This window comes from Nonomuraea diastatica (assembly GCF_004349015.1).
Classification (GTDB): Bacteria; Actinomycetota; Actinomycetes; order Streptosporangiales; family Streptosporangiaceae; genus Nonomuraea; species Nonomuraea diastatica.
The window spans coordinates 1-23904 of sequence record NZ_SMKP01000175.1 but is presented as its reverse complement, the minus strand read 5'-3'; the positions used below and the strand labels follow the sequence as shown (position 1 = coordinate 23904).

General features: G+C 71.2%; 29 protein-coding genes and 1 riboswitch. Of the genes, 13 read left to right on the top strand and 16 right to left on the bottom strand.

All coding sequences use genetic code 11. The features are described from left to right. Nucleotides 1-189: 189 nt before the first annotated feature. Nucleotides 190-263: riboswitch (adenosylcobalamin-variant (AdoCbl-variant) riboswitch) on the bottom strand. 41 nt (nucleotides 264-304) lie between these two features. Next, a complete protein-coding gene (locus E1294_RS41085; RefSeq protein WP_132516366.1) occupies nucleotides 305-1162 on the bottom strand; it encodes a Gfo/Idh/MocA family protein in 858 nt (285 codons plus the stop codon). Between the two features lie 166 nt (nucleotides 1163-1328). On the opposite strand from E1294_RS41085, the gene E1294_RS41080 reads away from it, so the two are divergent. Genes E1294_RS41080 through E1294_RS41070 form a run of 3 tightly spaced genes read left to right on the top strand, consistent with a single transcriptional unit; the run spans nucleotide 1329 to nucleotide 2910 of the window. Continuing rightward, nucleotides 1329-1919, top strand: a complete 591-nt coding sequence (locus E1294_RS41080) for an alpha/beta fold hydrolase (protein ID WP_165977759.1) — start codon at nucleotides 1329-1331, stop codon at nucleotides 1917-1919. After that, nucleotides 1904-2260 carry an alpha/beta hydrolase gene (locus E1294_RS53480; protein ID WP_165977758.1) on the top strand — a complete coding sequence of 119 codons (357 nt, stop codon included), beginning with the start codon at nucleotides 1904-1906 and terminating at the stop codon, nucleotides 2258-2260. Before E1294_RS41080 ends, E1294_RS53480 begins: the two co-directional genes overlap by 16 nt. 50 nt (nucleotides 2261-2310) lie before the next feature. After that, nucleotides 2311-2910, top strand: coding sequence for a histidine phosphatase family protein (locus E1294_RS41070; RefSeq protein ID WP_132516363.1), 600 nt, complete (start codon nucleotides 2311-2313; stop codon nucleotides 2908-2910). A gap of 69 nt (nucleotides 2911-2979) precedes the next feature. Here E1294_RS41070 and E1294_RS41065 read toward each other — a convergent pair whose 3' ends face one another. From E1294_RS41065 to E1294_RS41055, 3 genes are all read right to left on the bottom strand, one after another. Then, the gene (locus tag E1294_RS41065; protein ID WP_132516362.1) at nucleotides 2980-3237 is read right to left on the bottom strand and encodes a hypothetical protein; all 258 of its coding nucleotides are present in this window, start codon (nucleotides 3235-3237) and stop codon (nucleotides 2980-2982) included. An 88-nt stretch (nucleotides 3238-3325) separates the two neighbouring features. Continuing rightward, a complete protein-coding gene (locus tag E1294_RS41060; protein ID WP_043632079.1) occupies nucleotides 3326-3562 on the bottom strand; it encodes a DUF397 domain-containing protein in 237 nt (78 codons plus the stop codon). Further along, nucleotides 3563-4384 carry a helix-turn-helix domain-containing protein gene (locus E1294_RS41055; protein WP_132516372.1) on the bottom strand — a complete coding sequence of 274 codons (822 nt, stop codon included), beginning with the start codon at nucleotides 4382-4384 and terminating at the stop codon, nucleotides 3563-3565. 222 nt (nucleotides 4385-4606) lie between these two features. On the opposite strand from E1294_RS41055, the gene E1294_RS41050 reads away from it, so the two are divergent. Both E1294_RS41050 and E1294_RS41045 read left to right on the top strand, forming a co-directional pair. Continuing rightward, nucleotides 4607-5110, top strand: a complete 504-nt coding sequence (locus E1294_RS41050) for an ATP-binding protein (protein ID WP_132516361.1) — start codon at nucleotides 4607-4609, stop codon at nucleotides 5108-5110. 80 nt (nucleotides 5111-5190) lie between these two features. Beyond that, complete coding sequence (locus tag E1294_RS41045) at nucleotides 5191-7620, top strand: helicase-associated domain-containing protein (RefSeq protein ID WP_132516360.1); 2430 nt, start codon at nucleotides 5191-5193, stop codon at nucleotides 7618-7620. Between the two features lie 20 nt (nucleotides 7621-7640). Here E1294_RS41045 and E1294_RS41040 read toward each other — a convergent pair whose 3' ends face one another. The 3 genes from E1294_RS41040 to E1294_RS41030 are packed head-to-tail and all read right to left on the bottom strand — an operon-like array spanning nucleotide 7641 to nucleotide 10551. Then, nucleotides 7641-8441: an ABC transporter ATP-binding protein gene (locus tag E1294_RS41040; RefSeq protein ID WP_220448228.1), complete on the bottom strand. Its 801-nt coding sequence runs from the start codon at nucleotides 8439-8441 to the stop codon at nucleotides 7641-7643. 32 nt (nucleotides 8442-8473) lie between these two features. Then, nucleotides 8474-9481: a FecCD family ABC transporter permease gene (locus tag E1294_RS41035; RefSeq protein ID WP_132516358.1), complete on the bottom strand. Its 1008-nt coding sequence runs from the start codon at nucleotides 9479-9481 to the stop codon at nucleotides 8474-8476. Next, on the bottom strand, nucleotides 9478-10551 hold the full coding sequence (locus E1294_RS41030; RefSeq protein WP_246083653.1) for a FecCD family ABC transporter permease: 1074 nt from the start codon (nucleotides 10549-10551) through the stop codon (nucleotides 9478-9480). The genes E1294_RS41035 and E1294_RS41030 overlap by 4 nt, the downstream gene beginning before the upstream one ends. A gap of 87 nt (nucleotides 10552-10638) precedes the next feature. Between E1294_RS41030 and E1294_RS41025 the strand changes: the two genes are divergently transcribed. Continuing rightward, nucleotides 10639-11646: an ABC transporter substrate-binding protein gene (locus E1294_RS41025; RefSeq protein ID WP_132516357.1), complete on the top strand. Its 1008-nt coding sequence runs from the start codon at nucleotides 10639-10641 to the stop codon at nucleotides 11644-11646. Nucleotides 11647-11663: 17 nt separating this feature from the next. Here the strand turns inward: E1294_RS41025 and E1294_RS41020 are convergent, their stop codons facing one another. After that, a complete protein-coding gene (locus tag E1294_RS41020) occupies nucleotides 11664-12917 on the bottom strand; it encodes an ArgE/DapE family deacylase (RefSeq protein WP_132516356.1) in 1254 nt (417 codons plus the stop codon). A gap of 67 nt (nucleotides 12918-12984) precedes the next feature. Continuing rightward, nucleotides 12985-13362, bottom strand: coding sequence for a DUF1349 domain-containing protein (locus E1294_RS41015; protein ID WP_246083652.1), 378 nt, complete (start codon nucleotides 13360-13362; stop codon nucleotides 12985-12987). Here E1294_RS41015 and E1294_RS41010 point away from each other — a divergent pair. Next, nucleotides 13327-13647, top strand: coding sequence for a GroES family chaperonin (locus E1294_RS41010; RefSeq protein WP_132516355.1), 321 nt, complete (start codon nucleotides 13327-13329; stop codon nucleotides 13645-13647). The genes E1294_RS41015 and E1294_RS41010 overlap by 36 nt on opposite strands. Here E1294_RS41010 and E1294_RS41005 read toward each other — a convergent pair. Further along, a complete protein-coding gene (locus E1294_RS41005) occupies nucleotides 13642-14604 on the bottom strand; it encodes a TolB family protein (RefSeq protein WP_132516354.1) in 963 nt (320 codons plus the stop codon). The two genes, E1294_RS41010 and E1294_RS41005, sit on opposite strands and share 6 nt — an antisense overlap. 47 nt (nucleotides 14605-14651) lie before the next feature. Then, complete coding sequence (locus E1294_RS41000) at nucleotides 14652-15113, bottom strand: TIGR02611 family protein (RefSeq protein WP_132516353.1); 462 nt, start codon at nucleotides 15111-15113, stop codon at nucleotides 14652-14654. Nucleotides 15114-15261: 148 nt separating this feature from the next. Between E1294_RS41000 and E1294_RS40995 the strand changes: the two genes are divergently transcribed. The 3 genes from E1294_RS40995 (at nucleotide 15262) to E1294_RS40985 (ending at nucleotide 17314) form a co-directional block, all read left to right on the top strand. Continuing rightward, a complete protein-coding gene (locus E1294_RS40995; protein ID WP_132516352.1) occupies nucleotides 15262-16182 on the top strand; it encodes a phosphotriesterase family protein in 921 nt (306 codons plus the stop codon). A gap of 34 nt (nucleotides 16183-16216) precedes the next feature. After that, the gene (locus E1294_RS40990) at nucleotides 16217-16606 is read left to right on the top strand and encodes a PPOX class F420-dependent oxidoreductase (protein WP_181958638.1); all 390 of its coding nucleotides are present in this window, start codon (nucleotides 16217-16219) and stop codon (nucleotides 16604-16606) included. Between the two features lie 75 nt (nucleotides 16607-16681). Continuing rightward, nucleotides 16682-17314: a P-loop nucleotide/nucleoside kinase family protein gene (locus E1294_RS40985; RefSeq protein ID WP_132516351.1), complete on the top strand. Its 633-nt coding sequence runs from the start codon at nucleotides 16682-16684 to the stop codon at nucleotides 17312-17314. Here the strand turns inward: E1294_RS40985 and E1294_RS40980 are convergent. Both E1294_RS40980 and E1294_RS40975 read right to left on the bottom strand, forming a co-directional pair. After that, nucleotides 17274-18056 (bottom strand): putative hydro-lyase, encoded by a 783-nt coding sequence (locus E1294_RS40980; RefSeq protein WP_220448227.1) that lies wholly within the window; start codon nucleotides 18054-18056, stop codon nucleotides 17274-17276. The two genes, E1294_RS40985 and E1294_RS40980, sit on opposite strands and share 41 nt — an antisense overlap. A gap of 111 nt (nucleotides 18057-18167) precedes the next feature. Continuing rightward, a complete protein-coding gene (locus tag E1294_RS40975) occupies nucleotides 18168-18587 on the bottom strand; it encodes a winged helix-turn-helix transcriptional regulator (RefSeq protein WP_132516350.1) in 420 nt (139 codons plus the stop codon). Nucleotides 18588-18663: 76 nt separating this feature from the next. Here E1294_RS40975 and E1294_RS40970 point away from each other — a divergent pair, with 76 nt between their 5' ends. After that, nucleotides 18664-19596 (top strand): NADP-dependent oxidoreductase, encoded by a 933-nt coding sequence (locus tag E1294_RS40970; protein WP_132516367.1) that lies wholly within the window; start codon nucleotides 18664-18666, stop codon nucleotides 19594-19596. Nucleotides 19597-20182: 586 nt separating this feature from the next. Here E1294_RS40970 and E1294_RS53475 read toward each other — a convergent pair. Together E1294_RS53475 and E1294_RS40960 are read right to left on the bottom strand one after the other, a co-directional pair. Continuing rightward, on the bottom strand, nucleotides 20183-20419 hold the full coding sequence (locus E1294_RS53475; RefSeq protein ID WP_165977757.1) for a helix-turn-helix domain-containing protein: 237 nt from the start codon (nucleotides 20417-20419) through the stop codon (nucleotides 20183-20185). Next, entirely contained in the window at nucleotides 20416-20643 is a 228-nt protein-coding gene (locus E1294_RS40960) for a DUF6158 family protein (RefSeq protein ID WP_132516349.1), read from the bottom strand. The genes E1294_RS53475 and E1294_RS40960 overlap by 4 nt, the downstream gene beginning before the upstream one ends. A gap of 96 nt (nucleotides 20644-20739) precedes the next feature. On the opposite strand from E1294_RS40960, the gene E1294_RS40955 reads away from it, so the two are divergent. Both E1294_RS40955 and E1294_RS57555 read left to right on the top strand, forming a co-directional pair. Further along, nucleotides 20740-21672 (top strand): LysR family transcriptional regulator, encoded by a 933-nt coding sequence (locus E1294_RS40955; RefSeq protein WP_132516348.1) that lies wholly within the window; start codon nucleotides 20740-20742, stop codon nucleotides 21670-21672. 84 nt (nucleotides 21673-21756) lie between these two features. After that, nucleotides 21757-23196 carry a S1 family peptidase gene (locus tag E1294_RS57555; protein ID WP_132516347.1) on the top strand — a complete coding sequence of 480 codons (1440 nt, stop codon included), beginning with the start codon at nucleotides 21757-21759 and terminating at the stop codon, nucleotides 23194-23196. Between the two features lie 152 nt (nucleotides 23197-23348). Here E1294_RS57555 and E1294_RS40945 read toward each other — a convergent pair whose 3' ends face one another. Beyond that, complete coding sequence (locus E1294_RS40945; protein WP_132516346.1) at nucleotides 23349-23873, bottom strand: histidine phosphatase family protein; 525 nt, start codon at nucleotides 23871-23873, stop codon at nucleotides 23349-23351. Nucleotides 23874-23904 lie beyond the last annotated feature (31 nt).

Here is a 23904-nt window from a genome sequence, read left to right as displayed (position 1 = left end):
CGCGGGGGCGGAGGAGGGGGTGGCTGTCGTGCCGGCCTGGCCGCAGCCGGCCAGGACGAGCGTTCCCAGCAGCGCGCCCGCGAAGGCCGTTCGTACGGGCCTCACGAGTAGTCCTTTCACACGGTCGGAACCGAGAGACCCGCATAGAGCGACGGATCACCCTTTTCCACGAGGGTTGATGACGTCGGCGCAGCGGCAGGCGACCTGGCTATGACAGTTGCGGGACAGCGCCGGATTCTCACCGGACTTCGCTGCAACGCTGCGCGTCGGACAAACGCTATCAATCCCCCGATGGCGCCGGGCGTCAAGGGGCCAGTTGGGCCTCCGCCTCGGCGATGATCCGCTGGAGCCGGAGCCCGTGGGCGGCGTCGAGCGGGTGCCCGCCGCCGTTGCGCACGGTGTCCGCGAATTCCGCGGCCACGTTCTCGAGGGGGTCGTCGTCGAACGGCAGCAGCACGGCGTTGCCGGTGCGGCCGTACACGGCGAACGACGACGGGGGCAGGTCGCCGACGGCGGTCATGCACAGGGACGCCTCGCTGACGGCGCCGTTCTCGTGCTCCAGCAGCAGCCCGGCCCAGCCGAGCGGGTTGCCGTGGGCGCGCACGCCGGTCACCCGGCCGAGCGCGGCGTCCAGCAGGTCGATGACGTGCGGCCCGACGTCCAGGAGCGCTCCGCGTTCGAGCCGCCACGGGGTGGCGAAGTGGTGGTCGCCGAGGAGGGCGCCGGAGATGTTGGCGGCGTGGCCGCCGAACGCCTCGATCTCGGCGCACCGGGCGAGGAAGACGCGGGTCTGGGTGGCGTACCGCATGGTGAGCACCATCTGGGAGGCGACGCCCGCCTCCGCCACGGCGCCGGCCAGACGCACGGCGCCTTCGAGCGAGTCGGCCAGCGGCTTCTCCAGCAGCAGCGCCTTGCCCGCGCGGGCGGCGCGGACGCCGATCTCGGCCTGGACGGCGGGCGGCACGCAGAACGCGACGGCCTCGCAGGCGTCGAACAGTTCCTCGACTCGCTCGAACACCGGTGCGCCGAACCGGGCCGCCGCTTCCGGCCTGCGGGCCCACACCCCGGCCAGCCGCGTGTACGGCCCTCTGGCCAGCATCGGCGCGTGCGCCAGCTCCGCCCATGGCCCCGCTCCGACCAGCCCTACCGCCACCGGCTCCATGCGCCCCCCTAGATCTACGCAAACATCACGATATTGGACATTCGATTCCCAGCGGAAACCTGAAAACGCTCTCCCATGCCGCAGAACCGATTTATACCGCTTTTCCGGGCCGGCGCTGCCGATCAGCCCGTTCATCCTCAACGGCGCCATCACCCCCGACAGCGCGATGCGCAAATACTTCGACCTCGTCAGCCTCGACCTGCGCGGCGTCGGTCGCAGCACCCCGGTGCGGTGCAGCGCTGACGTGGTGGACCAGTCCCCGCTCACCTATCCGGAGAACGAGGCGGAGTACCAGGCGTGGCTGGCCTACAACGCCAGGCTGTCGAAGGACTGCCGCGAGCACACCGGCGCGGCCATCGATCACGTGCACACCACCAACGCGGCCCGCGACATCGACACGATCCGCGCCGTGCTCGGCGAGCGGCAGATCAGCTTCTTCGCCCTCTCGTACGGCACCCAGGTCGGCCACCAGTACGCCGAGCTGTTCCCCGGCAGGCTTCGCGCCATGGCCATCGACTCGAACATGGACCACAGCATCACGTCGGTCTTCCGCTACCTGGCGATCCCGCGACGGCGCGCACGGCGGCCCCCCGCAAGCAGGAGACCGTCAACTACGCCTACCCGGCCATCTGGTGCTCTGACTGGAAGTGGGAAGTCAGCGGCTTCACGCAGCTCGACCAGTACCGCAAGCGGCTGGAGCGGCTCTACCCGCACACCAAGCTGTCGCCGTTCTGGTCCGACGTGCTGGCCTGCCTGAACTGGCAGGGCAAGGTCTCCAACCCGCAGCACCGGCTCGACATCACCGGCAACCCCCCGACCCTGCTGCCCAAGGCCCGCTACGACGTCGGCAACCCGGCGGCGTGGAACTACGGGGCCGGCAAGCAGATCCCCAGGACCACGATCCTCGAGTACGACGGCGTGGGCCACGGCCAGTACCGCAACAGCGCGTGCGCTCGTACGCACATCGAGAAGTACCTGACCAGCCTGGTGCTGCCGCCGCGCGGCACGCGTTGCGCCGCTGAGTACCCCGAGCAGCCGCCCATGTCGGCCAAGGCGGAGCGGCAGCCGCTGTCGCCGACCGGCCGCCCGCTGCACTGACCCGCCACCTGACGCCGGGCCGCGACGGGCCGTACCGGATGATGGACGACATGGATGAGATGCTGCTGCTCCGACACGGCGCGACAGAGTGGAGCACGGCGGGCAAGCACACCGGCCGCACCGACCTGCCGCTGACCGGCGACGGCGAGGAACAGGCCAGGGCGCTGGCGCCGCTGGTCAAGGGGCGCGAGTTCGGCCTCGTGCTGGTCTCCCCCGCCCGGCGCGCGCGGCGCACGGCGGACCTGGCCGGGCTCGACGGCTACCGGGTGGACGCCGACCTGTGGGAGTGGGACTACGGCGGCTACGAGGGCATCACCACGCCCGAGATCCGCGAGAGCCGCCCGGGGTGGTACCTGTGGCGCGACGGGGTGATCCCCGGCGACGCCGAGCATCCAGGAGAGAGCGCCGCCGAGGTCGCCGCCCGCGCCGACCGGGTGATCGTACGGGCGCGCGCCGTGGAGGGACGGGTGGCGCTGGTGGCGCACGGCCACTTCCTGCGCGTCCTGGCCGCCCGCTGGCTGGGGCTCGGCCCGGCGGAGGGGAGGCTGTTCAAGCTCGACACGGGCACCTACTCGCGGCTCGGCTTCGAGCACGCCGAGCCGGTGCTCATGACGTGGAACGCCCCGGTCGACTGCCTCCAGGCGTCCTGACCGGCCCCGCGGCCGCTCCGGCGCCAGGCGGCACCCGGGAGGGGGCGCCCCCGCGACCAGGGACGGCGGTCAGGCCGGCGCCTGGAGAGGTCGCGGGCCGCGCCCGGTGAGCCACTCCAGGACCCTGCGGTGCCCGGCGGCGGCGTCCTCGAAATGACCCCAGTGCCAGTACCGCGGCTGGTCGCGGATGCCGGTCACCCAGGTCCGGTAGGAGACGGAGGCGCCCGCGGCGGCGGGGGCCACGCCGTAGGTGCGGATCACGACCTTGCCACCCGGCGCGAACAACACGTCGTCGGCGATCGGGTACAACGTCATCTGGTCGAGCATGGCCCCGATCCTCACCCCGGCGGGAGGCGGGGCGGTTACACCTCCGGCTCGCCCCCGTTAAGCGGGCGGGCCGGAGGTGAACTCGGTGTTACACGAGCAGTCCGTCGAACTCTCCGTCCTTCACCCCGAGCACCAGCGCCCGGATCTCGTCGCGGGTATAGATGAGGGCAGGGCCGTCGGGGAAACGCGAGTTGCGCACCGCGATCCCTCCATCGGGAAGCTCCGCGAGCTCCACGCAGTTGCCCTGCGAGTTGCTGTAGCGGCTCTTGCGCCAGGCGACCTGGGTCAGGTCCGCCGCGGGCATGCCGTTGTAGGTCTGGTTCATCTACATCTTTCTGAGAAGACCGCCGATGAGCTCGACGGTGCCCCCTGGCGTGGTGCTCTCCACGCACAGTTGCTCCATAGCCGTGAGATACGGATCGATGTCCTCACGCTTGTCCAGGTACAGGGCACCCCAGAGCTGCTCGACGTAGACAACGTCCGACAAGTCGGACTCGGGAAACCGCAAGATGCTGAACGCGCCCCCTTCAGCGGCATGCTTGCCGAACCTGAAGGGCATCACCTGAAGGGTGATGTTGGGAAGGGCAGCGACTTCCAGCAGATGCTGGAGTTGCTCGGCCATGACCTCCCGCCCGCCGATGGTCCTCTTGAGCGCAGCCTCGTCGACGACGGCCCACAGACGGGGCCCGTCTTTCTGCGTGAAGCGCTCCTGGCGCTGCATGCGCATGTGCACGCGGCGCTCGATTCTCTCCGGACTCGCATCGGGGTTGCCCAGCTGGAAGACCGAACGCGCGTACGCGGTCGTCTGCAGCAGGCCCGGCACGAACTGCACCTCATAGGTGCGGATCACGCTGGCGGCCTCCTCCAGCCCTACATACGTGGTGAACCACGACGGCAACTCCGCCGAGTACTTGTGCCACCACCCGGGGGTGTTGGCCTCGCGAACCATTTCCAGCAGGGCACGGCGCTCGGCATCGTCGACGACGCCGTACAGGGTGAGCAGGTCTTCCACGTCACGTGTCTTGAAGCCGACACGCCCGAGCTCCATGCGGCTGATCTTGGACTCGGACGCCCGGATGTGAAATCCGGCCTGAGCACGGTCCAGGCCGCTGGTTTCGCGCAGGCGCCTGAGACTCGCCCCCAGCATGATGCGCCGAACGGTCGAGCCGGAACCGGGCGGATCAATGGACACGTGCTGCTCCTTGGTCGTTCCCTTGCGACTCAGTCTGTCACTTCACGGCCCAAAGATCATGGGCCGCGGACAAGATCCCCTTTCCCCCATATTGACCTTTTGAGGGAAACCGTAGCGCGTGCACGTGTTGTCTGCACGTGCATTCGCTCTTGCAGTTGCACGAGAGTTTGACGCAGAATGATCTACGTGCAATCCACCACGGCGCCCGGCCAGTGGACGACGTTCGATTGGTGGCCTCCGATCGGCTGGTGGCCGGAGGCGGCCCGCGATCTCCTGGCCCCTGGCCCGTCGACGAGCGCCACGTTCGTGCTGCCGCCCACCGCCTCCTCGGTCCACTCGGCCCGCAGCTTCGGCGCCGGCGTCCTGACCGGGTGGGGGCTGACCGAACTCGTCGAGAACATGGAACTGGTGGTCTCCGAGCTGGCCACCAACGCTCTCCGCCACGGCCTCTGCCTCGACGACCCACGCCGCGAACGCGCCGTCCACATGTCCCTGGTGCGCCGCGGACAGCTGGTGACCAGCGCGTTCACCGATCCAGGGTCATCGGTGCCGGTGCTGCGATACCCTGGGCCCCTTGACACCGGTGGCCTCGGACTCCACATCGTCGAATCACTCAGCCTCCGCTGGGGCTGGTCCGCACTCGCACCACACGGAAAGATCGTCTGGGCAGTCCTCTCCTGACCGGGGGTGATCTGCATTACCGTGGATGGTCATGGCTCACGGTGAGTCCCTTGCGCGCGACCCCATGAGAGTGCTGACAGATGGAAGATCACCTGCTCGGCTGGCTGCGAACACTAGAGGAAGACCGGCTCGGCCGCGTTCTGGCCAACAGGCCTGACGCCATCGCCGCGCCCTGGCCACGGCGGCTCGACACCCTGGCCCAGCGACTGGGCAACGGCTTCGCCGTCATGGAGACCCTGCGAAGGCTCCCGCTCCCCTGCCTGCAACTGGCCGAGGCGACCCTGGCCATGAGCCGTCCCACGGCCGACCGGCTGGCGGCCTTCGTCGACGCCCGGGTTGACGACGTGACCCCCTGGCTCGCGCACCTCTACGACCACGCGCTGGCCTGGCCCGGCGACGACGGCGTGATCCATCTGGCCGAGGGCGTGACACGCTGGTGGTCGGCGCCGCTGAGCCTGGGCGAGCCGCTCGACCACTACCTCAACTCCTGGACGATCAGCAACGACGCGCTGCACGCGCTGGCCCGCAACCTCGGCCTGCCCGCGCAGGGCAACAAACGCCGCGCGATCGCCCGCGTCACCGAGGCGCTCGGCGACGGCGAGCGGGTGCGGGCGATGGTGTCCAAGGCCCCCGAGGGCACCGCCCCGCTGCTCGACCGGTTCGCCTGGGAGGGCCCCACGCTCAACGTCGACGGAGGCCGCTTCGTCACCCCCGGCACGCCGGAGAAGTGGTGCGCCGACCACGGCATGTTGTTCCGGCCGAGCTGGCACGTCGCCGAGATCCCCCGCGAGGTGGCGATCTGCCTGCGCGGCCCCGGCTACCACCCGCCCTACACGCCCGAGTCGCCCGAGGTGGCCACCATCCCGGTCGACCCCGAAGAGGTCGACCACCTGATGACGCTGGCCGCGCCGCACGTGGTGGAGCGGTGCGCGGCCCTGCTGGACAACACCGCGAAAACGCCGCTGCCGCTGCTCAAGACCGGCGGCGTGGGCGTGCGCGAGGTGCGCAGGATCGCCAAGGAGACCGGCTGCGACGAGGACGAGACGCGGCTGCTGCTGGAGATCTGCGCGGTGGCCAGGCTGCTGGCCTGGGACGAGCAGTCCGGCGGCATGATCCCCACCGAGCGCTACGACCGGTGGCGGCTCGACGAGGGTTCGGCCAGGCTCAGGGTGTTGCTGTCGGCGTGGTGGCGCATGGAGCGCTCGTCGCTGCGCAGGGTCGACGGCAAGTACGGCACCGTGCTCGGCGACGACCCCACGGGCAGCGCGGTGGCCAGGGTCCGCAGGGCCGTGTTGTCGGTGCTGGCCCATCTGCCCGCCGGCACGGCGTTCGCCGGCCGCGACAGCCTCATGGGCAGCGTGCACTGGCACGCGCCGCTGATCGACCAGGAGCTGCTGCGTGAGTGCGCCCCCGCCGTGCTCGACGAGGCCAGGCTGCTGGGGCTGCTGGCCAACAACGCGCTCACCGACCTGGGCCGGGCGCTGGCGGGCCTGACCGCCCGGCCGGGCGACGAGAACGACGCCGCCGTGCCCATGGTCGAGCACGACCCGGTGTTGTCCGAGGCGGCCACGAGGGCGCTGGCCAGCGTACGCAGGAGCGCCCTGTTCGGCCCCGACCTCACCGCGGTCGTGACCGGCCCGCCGTCGGCCGAGCTGGCGGAGCTGCTCGACCGGACCGCCGAGCGCGAGTCGCGGGGCGCCGCCTCGGTGTGGCGGTTCACCACGGAGAGCGTGCGCCGGGCGCTCGACCGCGGCCACGAACCCGACGAGCTGCTCGACGATCTGGCCGGGGTCGGCACCATCCCGCAGCCGCTGGAATACCTCGTGCGCGACACCGCGCGCCGGCACGGCGAGGTGACGGTCACCACGGTCGGCTGCGTCGTCCAGGCCGCCGACCCGGCGCTGCTGGCCGAGATCGCCGCCCACCGGCGGCTGGGCAAGCTGGGGCTCAGGCTGCTCGCCCCCACGGTGCTGGTCAGCGCCGCGCCCGCGGAGCGCACCCTGGCCGCGCTGCGCGAGGTCGGCTACTCCCCCGTGCCCGTGGCCGACACCGGCGAGATCACCATTCACCGGGCCAGATCCACCCACCTGGACGAGCCGCACAACGGCAAGCTGATCCTGCTGCCCGGCGGCCAGGTGGCCGAGCTGTCCGACTTCACCGGCATCACCGAGCTCGAAGCGCCCCCCTACATGCTGGCCGAGCCGCCGCCCGACCCCTACGAGCACGCCCGCCGCCTGATCGCCGCAAGCCGGGCCGACGCCGGCTCGAACGGCCGCACCTGGGCGGTCATCGGCCGGATGGCCACCAGGCTGCCGACGGCCCAGCAGTCGCTGCTCGGCTTCGTGGTCGACCGCGGCGTGCGCGCCGGCATCACGCTCACCGACGGACTGACCGCCACGATCAGCCACGGCGAGCTCAAGGGCGGCGCGCTCGACGCGTGGTGCGAGGAGGCGGGCGACTACCTGGAGTTCCCCCTCGCCGAGATCGTCGAGGTCAGGGGCGCCTACTGACGGTGTGCGCCGTGAGCGCGTCAGGCGGAGGCGGTGACCCGGCGCCGGGCCTCCGGGACGATCAGCGGCGTGCCCGTCTGCGGGTCCTGGATGATCTCGCATCGCAGGTCGAACACCTGCCGCACCAGCTCCGGCGTGACGACGTCGCCCGGCTCCCCCTCGGCCACGATCTCGCCGCCGCGCATCACGATCAGGTGGGTCGCGTACCGGCAGGCCTGGTTCAGGTCGTGCAGCACGGCCACCATGGTCCGCCCGGCCTCGTGCAGGTCGGCGCAGAGGTCGAGCACTTCGATCTGGTGGGAGATGTCCAGGAACGTCGTGGGCTCGTCCAGCAGCAGGATCGGCGTCTCCTGCGCCAGCGCCATGGCCAGCCACACCCGCTGCCGCTGGCCTCCCGACAGCTCGTCCACGATCCGGTCGCCGAGCTCGGTCACGTCGGTGGCGCGCATGGCCTCGGACACCGCCCTCTCGTCGGCCTTCGACCACTGCCGCATGAGCCGCTGGTGCGGGTAGCGGCCGCGGGCCACCAGGTCGGCCACAGTGATGCCGTCGGGCACGATCGAGGTCTGCGGGAGCAGGCCGAGCCGCCTGGCCACCTCCTTCGACGGCAGGGAGGTGATGACGCTCCCGTCGAGGTGCACGGCGCCCGTCCTGGGCTTGAGCATCCTGGCCAGCGCCCGCAGCAGGGTGGACTTGCCGCAGGCGTTCGGGCCGATGATCACGGTGAAGGACTCGTCGGGGATCGACACGGTCAGGCCCGCGGCCACGACGCGCTGGTCGTACGCGAGGGTGAGGCTGGTGCCGGACAGGCGGGAGGCCATCAGCGGAGATCCTTTCGCCGGGGCGGTGGCCATCAGTGGCGGTCCTTTCGCAGGAGCAGGGCGAGGTAGGTGCCGCCGATGGCGGCGGTCAGCACGCCGACGGGCAGCTGCGTGGGGGCCAGCAGCCGCTGCGCGGCCAGGTCTGCGGCGGTCAGCAGGACGGCGCCGGTCAGCGCCGAGGCGCCCATCGTCACACCCGGCGAGCGGGTGAGCCGCCGGGCGAGCTGCGGCGCGGCGAGCGCGACGAAGATGACGGGACCGGCCGCGGCCGTGGCCACCCCGGACAGCAGCACCCCCGCCGCGATGGCCACCGCGCGCACGGCCTCGACCCTGATGCCCATGGCCCTGGCCGCGTCGTCACCCATCTCGATCATCCGCATGGGCCGCGACACGTACGCGCTCACGGGCAGCAACACGGCCAGCGCCAGCGCCACGGGCCCGGCGTGGTCCCAGCCGCGCCCGCTCAGGCTGCCCGTCAGCCAGGCGCCCGCGGTGGCGGCGTCGTTGATGTTCGCCCGGGTCAGCAGGTACGAGTTGACCGCGAGCAGCAGCGCGTTCGCCCCGATGCCGACCAGCACCAGGCGGTAGCCCTGCACGCCGCCGCGGTAGGCCAGCGCGTAGACCAGCACGGCGGTGATCACGCAGCCCGCCAGCGCGCCGCCGGCGATCGTCATGGCCGAGCCGCCGGCGACCACCGCGATGATGCCGCCGGTCGACGCCCCGGCCGTGAAGCCGATGAAGTCGGGGCTGCCCAGCGGGTTCCTGGTGAGGCTCTGGAAGATCGCGCCGCTCAGCCCGAACGCCGCCCCCACCAGCAGCCCCGTCACCACCCGCGGGGCACGGAGCTTGGCGACGATCATCTCGGCGACCGGCGTGCCCTGGCCGAAGACCGCGGTGACGACGTCCGGTACGGGCACCATGTACTCGCCCGTCGCCAGGGCCGCCACGGTCACCGCGCAGGCGAGCACGAGCAGCGCGGTCCCGGCGAGCAGGGCGCGGGGCGCGAGCCGTACGGACCAGGATCCGACGCGGATGGTCACAGCGCCGCCACCCGCCTCCGCCTGGCCAGCATGATGAAGATCGGCGCGCCGATCACCGCCCACACGATGCCCACCTGCACCTCTCCTGGCCGCGCGATGAGCCGGCCTGCCACGTCGGCCGCCAGCAGCAGCACCGGCGCGGCCAGCGCCGAGTACGGCAGCACCCACCGCTGGTCGGGACCCACCACCGCGCGCACGGCGTGCGGCACGATCAGCCCGACGAACCAGAGCGGCCCCGCGGCGGCGGTCGCCGCGCCGCACAGCAGCGTGACGGCGATCCCCGTGAGGATCCTGGTGCGGTTGACGGCGACGCCGAGCGCCTTGCCCGCGTCGTCGCCGAGCGCGAGCGTGTTGAGCGGCCGCGCCAGCATCAGGCCGAGCACCAGACCGGCGACCATGAACGGCGCCAGCCGCACCAGCGTGTCGGCCGTCTGCCCGGCCAGCGAGCCGGTCAGCCAGAACCGCATGCGGTCGAAGGTCTGGGAGTCCATGCGCAGGATGGCCGAGGCGATCGCCGTGCACACCATGCCGAACGCGACGCCCGCGAGCGTCAGGCGTACCGGGCTGGAGCCGGAGCGGCCGGAGGAGGCGAGGGCGTAGACGGCGGCGGAGGCCAGCGCGGCCCCGCCGAACGCGAACCACACGTAGACGGCGGGGTCGGAGAGCCCGAACAGGCCGAGCGCCAGCGTGACGCCGAGCGCGGCGCCCTCGTTGACGCCGAGCAGCCCGGGGTCGGCGAGCGGGTTGCGGGTCAGGCTCTGCATGAGCGCGCCCGCCAGCCCCAGGGTGGCGCCCACGCCGATGCCGAGCAGCGTGCGCGGGACGCGCAACTCGCGGATGACCGTGTGGTCGTTGGAGCCGTCGGGGGCCAGAAAGGCGTCGATCACCGTGCCGAACGACACGCCGCGCGCGCCCAGCGCCACGCTGGCCATGGCCATCAGGGCGAGCACTCCCACCGCGACGACCAGCCCGGTGGCCAGGATCGCGGGCCGGCCCTCGCGGTCGCGGGCGGCGCTCGCCTCCCCACCGGCCCCGGCGACCGGGACGGCCGTCTCCTCAGCCGGACGCACCCGGCCCCCTCTCGTAGCGGTCAAACTTAGGCAAGGCTAATCTAATGACCTGTGAACAAGGCAAGCCTAACCACGGAGGAGATGGAGATGCCGGGACCCGTACTGCGGCGCAGGGGCTTCCTGTCGGCCACGGCAGGCCTCGCGGCGGCCCTGACACTCGCGGCGTGCGGCGACGGCACGGAGACGGCGCGCCCCGCGGCGGGCTCCTCCGCGCCGGCGGGCCAGGGCTGGTCGTTCACCGACGACCGTGGCAAGAAGCTGGAGCTGGCCCAGCCTCCCGCCAAGATCGTCGCCCAGGTGGGCTCGGCCGCCGCCCTGTGGGACTTCGGCGTGCGCCCCGTCGCCGTCTTCGGCCCTCACAAGCTCAAGGACGGCGCCAAGGACCCGCAGGCCGGCAACGTCGACATCGCCAAGGTCGAGGGCCTGGGCAACGTGTGGGACGAGTTCAACGTCGAGAAGTACATCTCCCTCCAGCCCGAGCTCCTGGTCAGCAGCATGTACGTCAAGGACACCCTCTGGTACGTGCCCGAGAAGTCCAAGGACACCATCGAGCAGATCGCCCCGACCGCGGGCATCATGCTCACCGGCAAGAGCGCCACCGAGGTGATCGGCACGTACGAGGAGCTGGCCGCGTCGCTCGGTGCCGACATGCGGGGCGTGCCCGAGGCCAAGGCCCGCATGGAGGCCGCCACCAAGCAGCTCGCGCAGTTCAAGGACCTCAAGATCCTCTTGATGTCCGGCGGCCCCGACCAGATGTGGGTGGTCAACCCGCCCGAATATCCGGACATCGTGCACCTCACTGCGGCCGGGCTCGACGTCGTCACGCCGTCGAAAGTGGACGAGGGCGGCTTCTTCCAGACCTTGAGCTGGGAGAACGCCGACACCTACGACGCCGACGTGATCCTCTACGACACGCGCACCCAGTCGCTCAAGCCGGAGGAGATGCTGAAGAAGCCCACCTTCGCCAAGCTGCCCGCGGTCGAGGCCGGCCAGCTCTACCCGTGGCGCGCGGAGGTGCCCTTCAGCTACCAGGGGTACGCGGCGTTCCTCGAGGAGCTGGTGGCCAACCTGAAGAAGGCCCGCCCGCTCGGCTAACCTCGCCGGGCTCAGTGTCAGCGCGCTCCGCAGCGGCGCACCGCGAGCAGGGCCAGCGCGCGCGTGACGTCCAGCAGCTCGCCCAGCGCGACCTGCTCCCTGGGGGCGTGCGCGAACCGCACGTCTCCGGGGCCGTAGTGCAGCGTCGGGATGCCGCCCGCGGTGTACAGACGCAGGTCGCTGCCGTACGGCGCCGCCGACTCCACCGGCAGGCCGCCCGTCGTGTCGGCGACCGCCCGGCTCACCTCGCCGAGCAGTTCGTGCCCCGCGGGCAGCCGGCCGCTGGCGAACTGCCCGCCCGGCCACGTCACCACCGGCGGGTTGGCCCGCAGCCAGGGGTGCGCCACCTCCGCGACCGCCTCTTCGAACGCCGCCCGCGCCGCGGCCGGGTCCTCGTCCAACCGCACCCCCAGCCGCCCCTCCGCGACCAGCAGGTCGGGCACGGTGCTGGCCCAGTCTCCGGCGCGCACGGTGCCGATCTCGATCGGGTACGGCAGCGCGGTGCCGCGGAACAGCTCGGGCACGTCGCTGTTGCGCGCCGCCTCCAGCCGCCTGATCGCCTCGAACACCGGCCAGAACACCTCGACCGCGTTGACGCCCTCCTGGCGGGTGGCGCCGTGGGCGGCCAGCCCGGCGATCTCCAGCCGGAACGTCAGCGCCCCGGCGTTGGCGGTGATGACCGCGCCGCTGGTGGGCTCGCTGATGACCGCGGCCTCGGCCGTGTGGCCCCTGGCCAGGGTGGCGAACGCGCCCAGCCCGCCGTCCTCCTCGCTGATCACGCAGTGCACGGCCAGCGGCCTGACCAGCCGGATCCCGGCCCGGCGGATCGCCCTGGCCACGGCCAGGTTGGCGACGAGCCCGGCCTTCATGTCGCATGCGCCCCTGCCGTGCAGCACGTCGCCGGTGATCCTGGCGGCGAACGGGTCGCTGCCCTCCCACCTGGCCAGGTCGCCGGTGGGGACGACGTCGACATGACCCTGGTACGCCAGCGCGGGAGCGCCCTCCCCCTCGGTCACGGCCACGACGCCGTGCCCCTCGGTTCGCGGGGCCTCGGTGCCGGGGAAGCCGGGACGCTCACGGAGATCGGCGAGGTCCAGCTTCCACACGTCCACGTCCATGCCCGTATCGGCGAGCAGGCGGGCGTAGTGGTGCTGCAGGTCGGACTCGGCGTCGGTGCCGGTGACGCTGGGCACCCTGACGGCTTCCGCCAGCAAGTTGACGGTCTCCGCCGCGTCGATGGCGTCGAGGACGCGGGCTTCTACGTCGTGCACGCTGCATTGTCGCACGCCGTCCGCGTTGACCCGTTCGGGGTGTTATCCGCCTTTCCGTGAACGGCGTTCAGCAGCCCTCGGCCCGCACGTCGCTGAAGCGTACGGCGCGCTCGAGCGTGAACGTCACCCGCTGCGCCGCGCGTCCGAGCGGCAGCACCGACCAGCCGGAGAACTCCCTGGTCACGACCGTGCTGAGGTGGAAGCCGCCGTCGACGTATTCCACGTTGGCCTTGATCCAGTGATGTTCGCCGATCCTCAGCACGGCGCCCGCCTGGTCGTACCGCTCGGCGTAGTCACCGTTGAACGTGACGGAGAGCAGCAGGTCGCCCTGCCACGATCCGGGCGTCCTGGTAAGCGCCCCGAGGCGGGGCTGGATATCGGGCGTCCGGTGGCTCGTAAACTTGGGCCCGTGGAAGAGCCCAAGTTCGAGATTCAGATGCTGCACGACCGGGTCATGATCAGCGTGGAGCAGGAGGCCGGGGAGCGGCGCAGCGGCTCCGGGATCGTCATCCCCGCGACGGTCAAGATGGCCAACCGCCTGGCCTGGGGCGAAGTCTGCGGTGTCGGCACGAACGTGCGCTCGGTCAAGGTCGGCGACAAGGTGCTGTTCAACCCGGAGGACCAGTCCGAGGTCGAGGTGCACGCGCGGGTCTATCTGGTGATGCGCGAGCGCGACCTGCACGCGGTGGCCACCCAGGAGACCGACCACGGCACCGGCCTCTATCTATGACGCCCGCGGTGTCCTGACGAAGGAGAGCCAGAGGTCGGCGTCCCACGTCTTGGCGGGCACGTCGGCCAGCACGCGGGTGACCCTGCCCTTGAGGTCGAGCACCGACAGGCGATAGGCGTCCTCGTGCGCGAGGACGGCGATGACATGCTCGTCGTCCCACCAGCCCCACACCGCACGCGGCGCCGCGCCGACCCGCCCGGCGATCTTCCCTGTGGCGGGGTCGAGCAGGCAGAGCTGCTCCTCGAAACGCTTGGGGCACCACGTGGCCAGCCGCTTGCCGGACGGGGAGAAGGCGTCCTCGGGGCCGGTCGGCGGGCCCGCGTCCGCATACGCGCGCACGACCGCGCCGTCGGACGCCCGATGGACGCGCAGGCCGGTGCCGTGCCTGGACACGAGATGGCCGCCGGGGCTCCACCAGAAGCCGGCGTTCGCGCTCAGGCCCGCGATCCTGACCGTGCGAGAGGTCTTGGCGGCCACGTCCACGACCGCGAAGCCGAGCACCCGCCACGTGCCGCTCACCTTCTGCTCGACCGTGAGCGCGATCTTCTTGCCGTCGCGGGACCAGGAGGCGTAGGAGGCGGTCATGGGCCTCCTGACCGTGCGGATCGTGGTGGTCTCGCCGGTGGCGCGGTCGGTGACGAGGAGCACGTCGTGGCCCGATCGGTACGCCCTGGGCACGCCCGCCGCCAGGCGTCCGCCGGGCGAGACCGACACCTCGGAAAGCGCCTTCCGCCGGGCGAAGGCGTTGCCGGTGGCGGATCTCAGATAGGTGTCCCGGGTGCCGAGGCCGTAGGCGGTGAGCCGTACGGGATCGCCCGCCTTTTCGCGATATTTCATACCGCCGGTGCCCGGGAGCTCCAGATCTGCCCGCACGGCTGCCCGTGCGGGCAGGGATGCAGCCGGCGCGATGGGGGTGGGGAACGTCAGGGACAGCGCGATGGCGATGGTGGCGATCACGCCCGCAGAATAGACACGAATCCGCGGGTTTTCCGGCGTGATGCCGACTAGGTATGCACGTAGCTCAGCGCGAACTGGACGACGTCGAAGCCGACCGTGCGAAGACCGAGATAGACGATCGCCCCGGCGGCGGCCAGGGTCACGGCGAGCACGACGATGCGCACCGTCCAGCCCTGCCGTTTGTACCACTCCGTCCAGGCGTGCAACACGCGCTTGCCGAACTCCAGCAGCTTGTGCGCCCAGTGGAACTCCGTGGCCAGCACCGCCAGCCCGGCGAACACGACCAGCCACCCCGGCCCGGGGAACGGCACCATGATCAGCCCGCCGACCACCATGACCGTCCCGATCGCGCCGACCACGATCTTCAGCGTCAGCGCTCCCGTACGGGTCGAGCGGATGCCGTCCAGCCAGCCCTGGATCCCCCTGCGCCGACCGGGCATGCCGGACCGGTCGGCGGCCTGTCGTTTGATCACGTCGGCGTCGCCGGTGTCGGAGCTCTGAATCGTCACATTTCCCCCCGGCAGTCGGTATGCCCCCCAGGATACGGCGCTGCCGTCAGCCACACTTGCAGACGACTAGCAAATCACCAAACCCCCAAATGGGTAAAATCTCCTGCCAGGGCAGGCTCTCACAGGCAAATATCGGTTAATGTCTGCTATGCCCGACGTATTGCTCCGCACTGTCACCGGCCCTGTACGCGCGGCCTCCATCGAGGGCGCCGTGCTCCCCCACGAACACCTGCGCACCGACATGCGCTGGGCGGTCGGCATCGACTCCGACCCGCACCGGTGGCTCGACGAGGAGGCCACCGTCACCGCGGAGCTGCGCGAGCTACGGCAGTCCGGCGGGCTCTCCCTGGCGGTCGACCTGACGTGCCTGGGCATGGGCCGCGACGCCGGCACCCTGGCCCGGGTCGCGGCGGGCAGCCGGGTGGCGGTGATCGCCTCGACCGGCCTGTTCGCCGAGCCGTACACGACCGTCGGCGACGCGGACGCGGACGCGCTCACCGGCCTGCTCATGGAGGAGATCTCCAGCGGCGTGGACGGCACGGGCGTCTTCCCCGGCGTGATCGGCGAGGTCGGCTGCTGGGGCGCCGAACCCACTCCTCGGGAGGAACGTTCCCTGGTCGCCGCCGCCCGCGCCTCGCTCCGCTCACGCCTGCCGGTCTCCACGCACGGCAGGAACGCCCTGTCCGTGCTGGAGATCCTGCTCGGCCAGAACCTGCCGGGTTCGCGGGTGGCCGTCGGCTACGCGGGCGCCGAGCCGGCCGCCGCCAGGAAGATCGCCGAAGCGGGCGCGTACGTGAGCCTCGGTGTGCTCGGCCTCGCCCGGCAGCACGGCCCCGACCAGGCGGCCAGGATCGCGCTCGGCCTGATCGAGGAGGGCCTCGCGGACTGCCTCCTCCTCAGCACCGGGCTGAGCCGGGTGGCGCAGACGCGCAAGTACGGCGGACCCGGCTTCGCCCACCTCTTCCACGACCTGCTGCCGCGCCTGCGCGACGCGGGCACCGGCGAGGACACCATTCGCCTGATCACGCACGACAACCCGCTGCGCTGGCTGACCTCCGGGCTGATTTGACCTCCACCTATGTCAAGGTTGCAGACTGCTGTGCATGATCTTCACCCAAGCGGAACTTGACTACCTGTCCACGCAGCGCATCGGCCGCCTGGCCACGGTCGCGCCCGACGGGCAGGTGCAGAACAACCCGACCGGGTTCTTCGTCGACGCCGCCACCGGCACGATCACCATCGGCGGGCACGCCCTCGGCACGTCGAAGAAGTTCAGGAACATCCAGGCGGGCAGCACGGTCGCGTTCGTCGTGGACGACCTGGCCACGGTGGACCCCTGGGTGGCACGGGGCATCGAGATCCGCGGCACCGCCGAGGCCCTGACGGACCACGAGCCCCCCGTGGCGTTCTTCTCGAGGGAGATCCTCCGGATCACCCCCACCAAGATCGTTTCGTGGGGGGTCGACGGGCCGCGGAAAAGCCGGACGGTGTGAAAGCTCGTTCGGATCGGGACCCCGCGTCGCCTGGGCGGGTGGAAGATGGCGACGGAGCGCCCCTAGGGTGACCGTATGGTCACGGTGTGGGTGGTCAGCGGGCCGCCGGGCGCGGGCAAGTCCTCGGTGGCCGCCGCGCTGCTCGCCCGGCTCGACCCGGTGCCCGCCGTGCTCGACAAGGACACCGTCTACGGCGACTTCGTGGCGCGGGTCCTGAGCGGCCACGGCAGGCCCGACGGCGAGCGCGAGGGCCCCTGGTACGACGAGAACGTCAAGCGCTTCGAATACGCCGGCCTGACCAGGACCGCCAGGCAGATCCGCGGTCACGGCTGCCCGGTGCTGCTCGACGGCCCGTTCACCACGCAGGTGCACGACGCGGCGCGGTGGGCGGACTGGTTGGCGGAGCTGGGCGGGCCGCCGGTGCGGCTGCTGTGGGTCCGGTCCGACGGCGCGACGCTGCGCGAGCGTCTCACGGCCCGGGGGTTCGCGCGCGACGCGGGCAAGCTGGCGGCGTTCGACGCCTACCTGCGCGACATCCGGGTGGACGAGCCGCCCGTCGTGCCCCACCTGGAGATCGACAACCGCCGCGGCGCGCCGCCGATCGCGGAGCAGCTCACGGTGGCGGGGATACCGCCGCGAGCCGCACGCGAGGGCGGGAGCAGGGGCATCACGACGTCACCCGATAGTCGTCGTCCCGCGCGTCCATGATCGCCATGTGCCCCGGCAGGTGGCCGATCGCGTACTCGACCCCGCTGGCCATCACCGCCGCCTGAGGCGTCACGCCGCAGGCCCAGAACACCGGCGTCTCCCCCGCCCGCACCTCCACGGGGTCGCCGAAGTCGGGCCGGGCCAGGTCGCCGATCCCGATCGCCGCGGGGTCGCCCACGTGCACGGGCACGCCGTGCACCATCGGATAGCGGCCGCTCACCTCGACGGCGGTCCTCACCCGCTCCTCCGGCACCGGACGCATCGAGACGACCAGCGGCCCCGACAGGCTGCCGACGGCCTCGCACGCGACGCCGGTGACGTACATCGGCACGTTCGTCCCCAGCTCCAAGTGCCGCACCGGCACCCCGGCGGCCAGCAGCGCCCGTTCGAAGGTGAAGCTGCAGCCGATGAGGAACGGCACCAGGTCGTCGCGCCACTCGGCCACCACGTCGTCGAGGTCGGCGACCGCCGCGCCGTCGCGGTAGAGCCGGTAGCCGGGCAGGTCGGTACGCAGGTCGCCGGGGAACAGGCGGGTGGACCAGGCCCCCGGCTCGCCCACGTCGAGGACGGGGCACGCCTGCGGGTTGAGGTGGGCGAACAACAACAGGTCGTAGCCGAGCCGCTCGGGCACGGCGATGAGGTTGGCCTGCGTCCAGCCCCGGCACCAGCCCGCGGTGGGCACCCGCTCGCCGGTGCGGAAGCGCTCTCGCGCCTGCTCGGGACTCAGGTCGGCGACGTCCACCTCTTGACGGTATGACCACCCGCGCGCCTCGGTCCATCACCGCGCTCGCCACGTGATGTGGTGAATTCGGGGGTGACGGATGGCGGTGCGGCTAGATGCGCACCTCCCCGGCTACGCTCTGCTCACCATCTCGACCGGCTCCTTGGCCCGCTCGTCGTAGGCCTCGCGGGCGGCGAGCACCTGGTCGGCGTGCTCGCCGGCCCACACGCCGATGGCCCGCAGGACGTCGACGGCGCTGTGGCCCAGGGCGGTGAGCTCGTAGTCGACCCGGGGCGGGATCGTCGGGTAGACGGTGCGGGTGACCAGGCCGTCGCGTTCGAGGGTGCGCAGCGTCTGCGACAACATCTTCTGCGTGATGCCGTCGAGCATTCTGCGCAACTCGTTGAACCGTCTCGGGCCGTCGAGCAGCGCGCCCATGACGAGCCCCGCCCACTTGCCGGTGAAGATGTCGAGCACCGTGCGGGGCTTGCACACCTGAAGGAACGCGTCGGCGCCGCCGAACCGCCGGAGGTCAGGAAACCTGGTATCCATGAGGTACCTCAATACCAAACAGGTGCCTTCTTCACAAGGGATACCGGGGGCGACCAGCATTGCCGGTGTGACAGACATGCATGCGATCGTGCATCGCTCATTCGGCGAGCCCGAGGTACTGGAGCTCGCGCAAGTTCCCCGGCCGGTCCCCCTGCGGCACGAGGTGCTGGTCAGGGTGCGGGCGGCGGGCGTCAACCCGCCGGACTGGAAGCTGCGGCGCTCCCCGTACCCGCCGGACTACGCCGAGCTTCCGCTGACCCCCGGCTGGGACGTGTCGGGCGTGGTCGAGGAGACCGGCGAGTACGTCGGCCGGCTCAAGCCGGGCGACGAGGTGTTCGGCATGCTCAACTTCCCGTCCTACGCCGGGGCGTACGCCGAGTACGTGGTGGCCAGGCCACGCCAGTTCGCCAGGAAACCGGCCGGGATCGACCACGTGCAGGCCGCGGCCCTGCCCATGGCGGCGCTGACCGCCTGGCAGGCGTTCGAGGACATCGCGGAAGTGTCGCCCGGGCAGCGGGTGCTCGTCCACGCCGCGGCGGGCGGGGTCGGGCACCTGGCCGTCCAGCTCGCCAAACTGCGGGGCGCGTACGTGATCGGCACCACCCGCGGCGCCAAGCACGCGTTCGCGCGCGGGCTCGGGGCCGACGAGCTGATCGACTACACCGCCGTGGACTTCGCCGAAGCCGTCTCGGACGTGGACGTGGTGCTGGACATGGTGGGCGGGGACTACCCGGCCCGTTCGCTGCCGGTGTTGCGTCCCGGAGGCGCGTTCATCGGCGGGGCGGGGATGACCGCGTCCGACATGGAGGCGTACGCGCGCGCCGGGTTGCGGTTCGGCACGTTCAGTGTGGAGCCCGACCACGCGGCGCTGGGAGCGATCGCCGCCCTCGCGGCCGACGGCCGGCTGGCCGCGCACGTGGACCGGGTGTTCCCCCTGGCGGACGCCGCCAAGGCACACGCGCTGATGGAGAGCGGCGACTTCACCGGCAAGCTCGTACTCGAGATGTGACAGCCCACCTCCCGTCGACCTGTGTTCACCCCGTGAGGGTCGATCTACGGTGACGCAAGAGGGCTTTCCGTGACCGCGTCGTCCGTCGCGGCGGCGAACCTCCCGGTGATCCTGTCGGGGTCGCCGGGAACCGGGTAGACGCTCGCGCTCGGGAGAGCGACTCGGGCTGCCGGTGGGGGTCGTGGTGGGCTCGGTCAGCGAGCCGAGCGACTTCGCCGGGCCGCCGGTGCTGCGCGACGGGGGCACCTGGTTCGCGCCACCACGGTGGGCGGAGCGGCTGGCCGCGTCACGAACGGGGATCCTGTTCCTCTTCCTCGACGAGCCGGCCAGCGCCGTGCGGGCCGCGATGCCGCGGATGCTGCTGGAACGGGCGGTGGACGACCTGGCGCGGATCGTGGCGACCGCCAACCCGCCGGAGCAGGCGGCCGCCGGCTGGGACCTGTCGGCTCCGCCGGCGAACGGACGTGCTCCGCGCGCGCTGCCGTCCTTCGGCTCTCCCGGCGCTCCGGGCTCTACCAGCGTTTCCGGCTCTACCGTTTCGCCCGGTGCGCTCGGCTCGCTCGGCTCTGAGGAGGTGGAGGACCTTTCAGTACTCGACCTCGAACGTGTGCGGGCCCAGCGCGTACCCTTCGCCCTTGGGCACGACGTAACCGTGCTCGATCAGCGTGGTCAGGCTCTCCCGCACGTCGTCCTCGTCCAGGCCCGTCGCCCGTACCAGCCTGGCGAGCCCCGCGCCTCCGTGCTCCACCGCCTCGGAGGCCACCGCCTCGTACACGTGGATGTCCACGTCCGACAGGGACTGGACATCGTGGCCTTCTGTCATGATCGCTGCCTCGCTCCCTCCCTCAGCCGCATCGGATCGATCTCGCGCTCGGGGTAGCGGCGGAGATATTCGGTCTCCAGCTCGTGGGTACGCGACGTGTGCGTCGCGAGAGCGTCGTCCGACCCGTGGAAGAACGTCTCACTCCGGGTGGCGTGCAGTTGCCGCAGCTCACGCACCAGATCGTCGTCGTTCAGCTCGCCCGCGTCTATTCCCATCGTCGTCATGCGCTCCCTCTACCCCAGAAGACCAGCAACAATATCTGTCACATTTCCTGACATTTAGGCATTGTTTGTAAGACATCGCCGCCTTACCTTCCCGTTATGGACCTCGAGCTCAGGCACCTCAGGATCGTTCGCGCGGTCGCGGACGCGGGAAGTGTGAGCAAGGCCGCATCCCTGCTCGGGCTGGCACAACCGGCCCTCACTGCCCAGCTCAAGCGCATCGAGAGGGTGCTCGGCGGCGCCCTGTTCGAGCGCGACCGCCGTGGCGCCCGGCCCACCCGGCTCGGCGAGCTGGTGCTCGCCAGGGCGCGCGTGCTGCTCCCCGCAGCCAAGGAACTCCAGGACGAAGCGCTGCGTTTCGCCCAGGCCCCCTCCCCCGGCTTCCGCATCGGCGCCACCAACGGCCCCATCCTCGGCGGCCTGGTCGACCGCCTCGCCGCGGAGCGCACGATCAGCACGTTCACCTCCTGGTCGGCGCACGAGCTGAACAGCATGGCCGAGCTCGGCCGCCTCGACTACGTGCTGACCGGCGCCTGCGGCGACTCCGGCACCCCCACCGGCTCGCTGCTGTGGGAGACGATCAGCGTCGACCCCGTCTTCTGCCTGGTGGCCGAGAACCATCCCGCCGCCAAGGAGAAAGAGGTCGAGCTGGCCGACCTCGCCGAGGAGCAGTGGGCGGTCACGCCGGGAGAAGGCTGCTTCGCCGACTGCTTCGCGATGGCCTGCGCCAGGGCCGGTTTCACGCCTGGCACGATCTACGAGACGGACGTGCCGACGTGCACGCACCTCGCGCAGGTCGGCCGGGCCGCGGTGCTGTGCCAGGCCACCCACCAGCACGCCCAGGGCCTGGTCATGGTGCCGCTGGCCGGCGCGCCGCTGCGCTGGCGGCAACTCCTCGGCCGCCACCCCACCGCCCCCGACGCCGCCTGGGTGGTCGGGCAGGCGAAACAGGCCCACATGGACGCCGTACGCAAGAGTCCGGTCTACAACGACTGGCTTGTACGTAACCCGGGATATGGAACCGCTCCATAACCCGGCGATAGGGGCAAATTGGTACTCCTCCGCTCCTGAGTTCGCCGTTACCGTTACGGCACCCCCAGCAGCAAGGAGACCCCCATGCTCCGAGCCCCCGCGCTGATCGCCGTGGCGATCGGCGCCTTAGTCGTGACCGCGACCCCCGCGTTAGCGGCGAAACCCCCCTCCGGCGTGGTCGACGCCATCCAGCGCGACCTCGGCATCACCGAGGAACAGGCGATCAACCGCCTCGCCAACGAGTCCCGCGGCAACGCCGCAGCGCCCACCCTGCGCAAGAGGCTCGGCGACGACTACGCCGGCACCTGGTACGAAGGCCCCGAAAGCGCCCTCGTCGTCGCCAGCGTCGACTCCTCCGACACCACCGAGATCACCCGCGCGGGCGCCCGAGCACGCATCGTGACCCGTACGTTCGCCCAGCTCACCAAGGTCAAGGAGAACCTCGACAAGGCCGCACCGCCCGCCACCGTGCACAGCTGGGCCGTCTCGCCCCAGGACAACGCGGTCGTCGTCCAGACCAGCGATGAAGCGGCGGCGCGATCGTGGATCGCCTCCAGCGGCGTGGACGCCGAAGCCGTGACGTACGAACGGTCCACCGAACGCCCGCGCCCGTTCTACGACATCCGCGGCGGAGACGCTTACTACACCTCGGAAGGCTACCGGTGCTCGATCGGCTTCGCGGCCAGGCGCGGCACCCAGCTCGGCTTCACCACGGCCGGCCACTGCGGCGGCACCGGCGTCACCACGACCGGGTACAACCGGGTCGCGCAGGGAACGTTCCAGATCTCGTCGTTCCCGGGTAACGACTACGCCTGGGTGGCGACGAACTCCAACTGGACCGCGCCCGGCGTGGTCAACGGCTACAGCGCCGGCACCCTCCCCGTACGCGGCTCGACCGTCACCCAGCCCCAAGGCTCGGTGTGCCGCTCCGGCTCCACCACCCAGTGGCACTGCGGCACCGTCACCGCGCTGAACGCCACCGTCAACTACCCGGAAGGCACCGTGTCCGGCCTGACCAGGACGAACGTGTGCGCCGAAGGAGGCGACTCGGGCGGCTCGTTCATCTCGGGCGACCAGGCCCAGGGCATGACCTCCGGCGGCTCCGGCAACTGCAGCATCGGCGGCACCACGTACTTCCAGCCCCTCGGCGAACTCCTCTCCGTGGGCAGCCTCACCCTGATCACGTCCGGCGGCGACCCGGACCCACCGGCAGGCTGCCAGAGCTACGAGGACACCTACACGGGTTCGCTGAGCGGGAACCAGAGCGCGTACCAGCCGGGCGGCTCCTACTACCAGGCCACGACCTCCGGCACCCACGCCGCTTGCCTGGACGCGCCCGACGGCACGGACTTCGACGTGTACCTGCAGAAGTGGAACGGTTACTCCTGGACCGTGGTGGCCAGAGGCGACAGCCCGAACTCCGACGAGACCATCAGCTACAACGGCACCGCGGGCTACTACCGGTACCGCGTGCACGCCTACAGCGGGTCCGGCACGTACACGCTGGGCCTGAACCGGCCATGAGCACCACCTGAAACCCGAGGGCCGGCGAGTGCCGAGCAGCACCCGACATTCGCCGGCCCTCTCCCTCTCCCTCTCCCTCTCCCTCTCCCTCTCCCTCTCCCTCTCCCACGCACGGTCACCACGCTCTTCAACGGCGCCTGGACGCGAACGCTCTAGACCAGCTCGAACTCCCACCCCGGCCGCCACTCGAACGCACCGACCAGATCCTCCAGCGACGTGCCGTGCAGCAGGTTCTGCAACGCCCATAAATTCGCGGTGTGCGCCACCACCAGCACCGTCCGCCCCTGCCACTCCCCCATCACGTCCCGCAGGAACGCCGCCGTCTCGGCGACCACCTGCCGGTAGCTCTGCCCGCCCGGCCACGGGGTGTCGATGTGCCTGCTCCGCAACGCTGCGACCTCGCTCACCGGCCGCCCGTTGTAGATCCCGTAGTCGCATTCCCTGAGCCGCCGGTCGAGCCTGACCTCCTTGCAGTCCCCGAAAGCGATCTCCGCCGTCTGCACGGACCGCCGCAGGTCAGATGAGTAGACGACGTCGACCTTCCGCCGCCGCGCCCCCAACTCCACCGCCTGGGTACGCCCGAGCGCCGACAGCTCACCCGGCAGCCATCCGGTGGCGACGCCCGTCTCGTTGTCCACGGTGGTGGAGTGGGCCTCGTAGATCAGTCTGACAGCCACGCCCAGACGGTACCGGGCTTACCTGCGTACC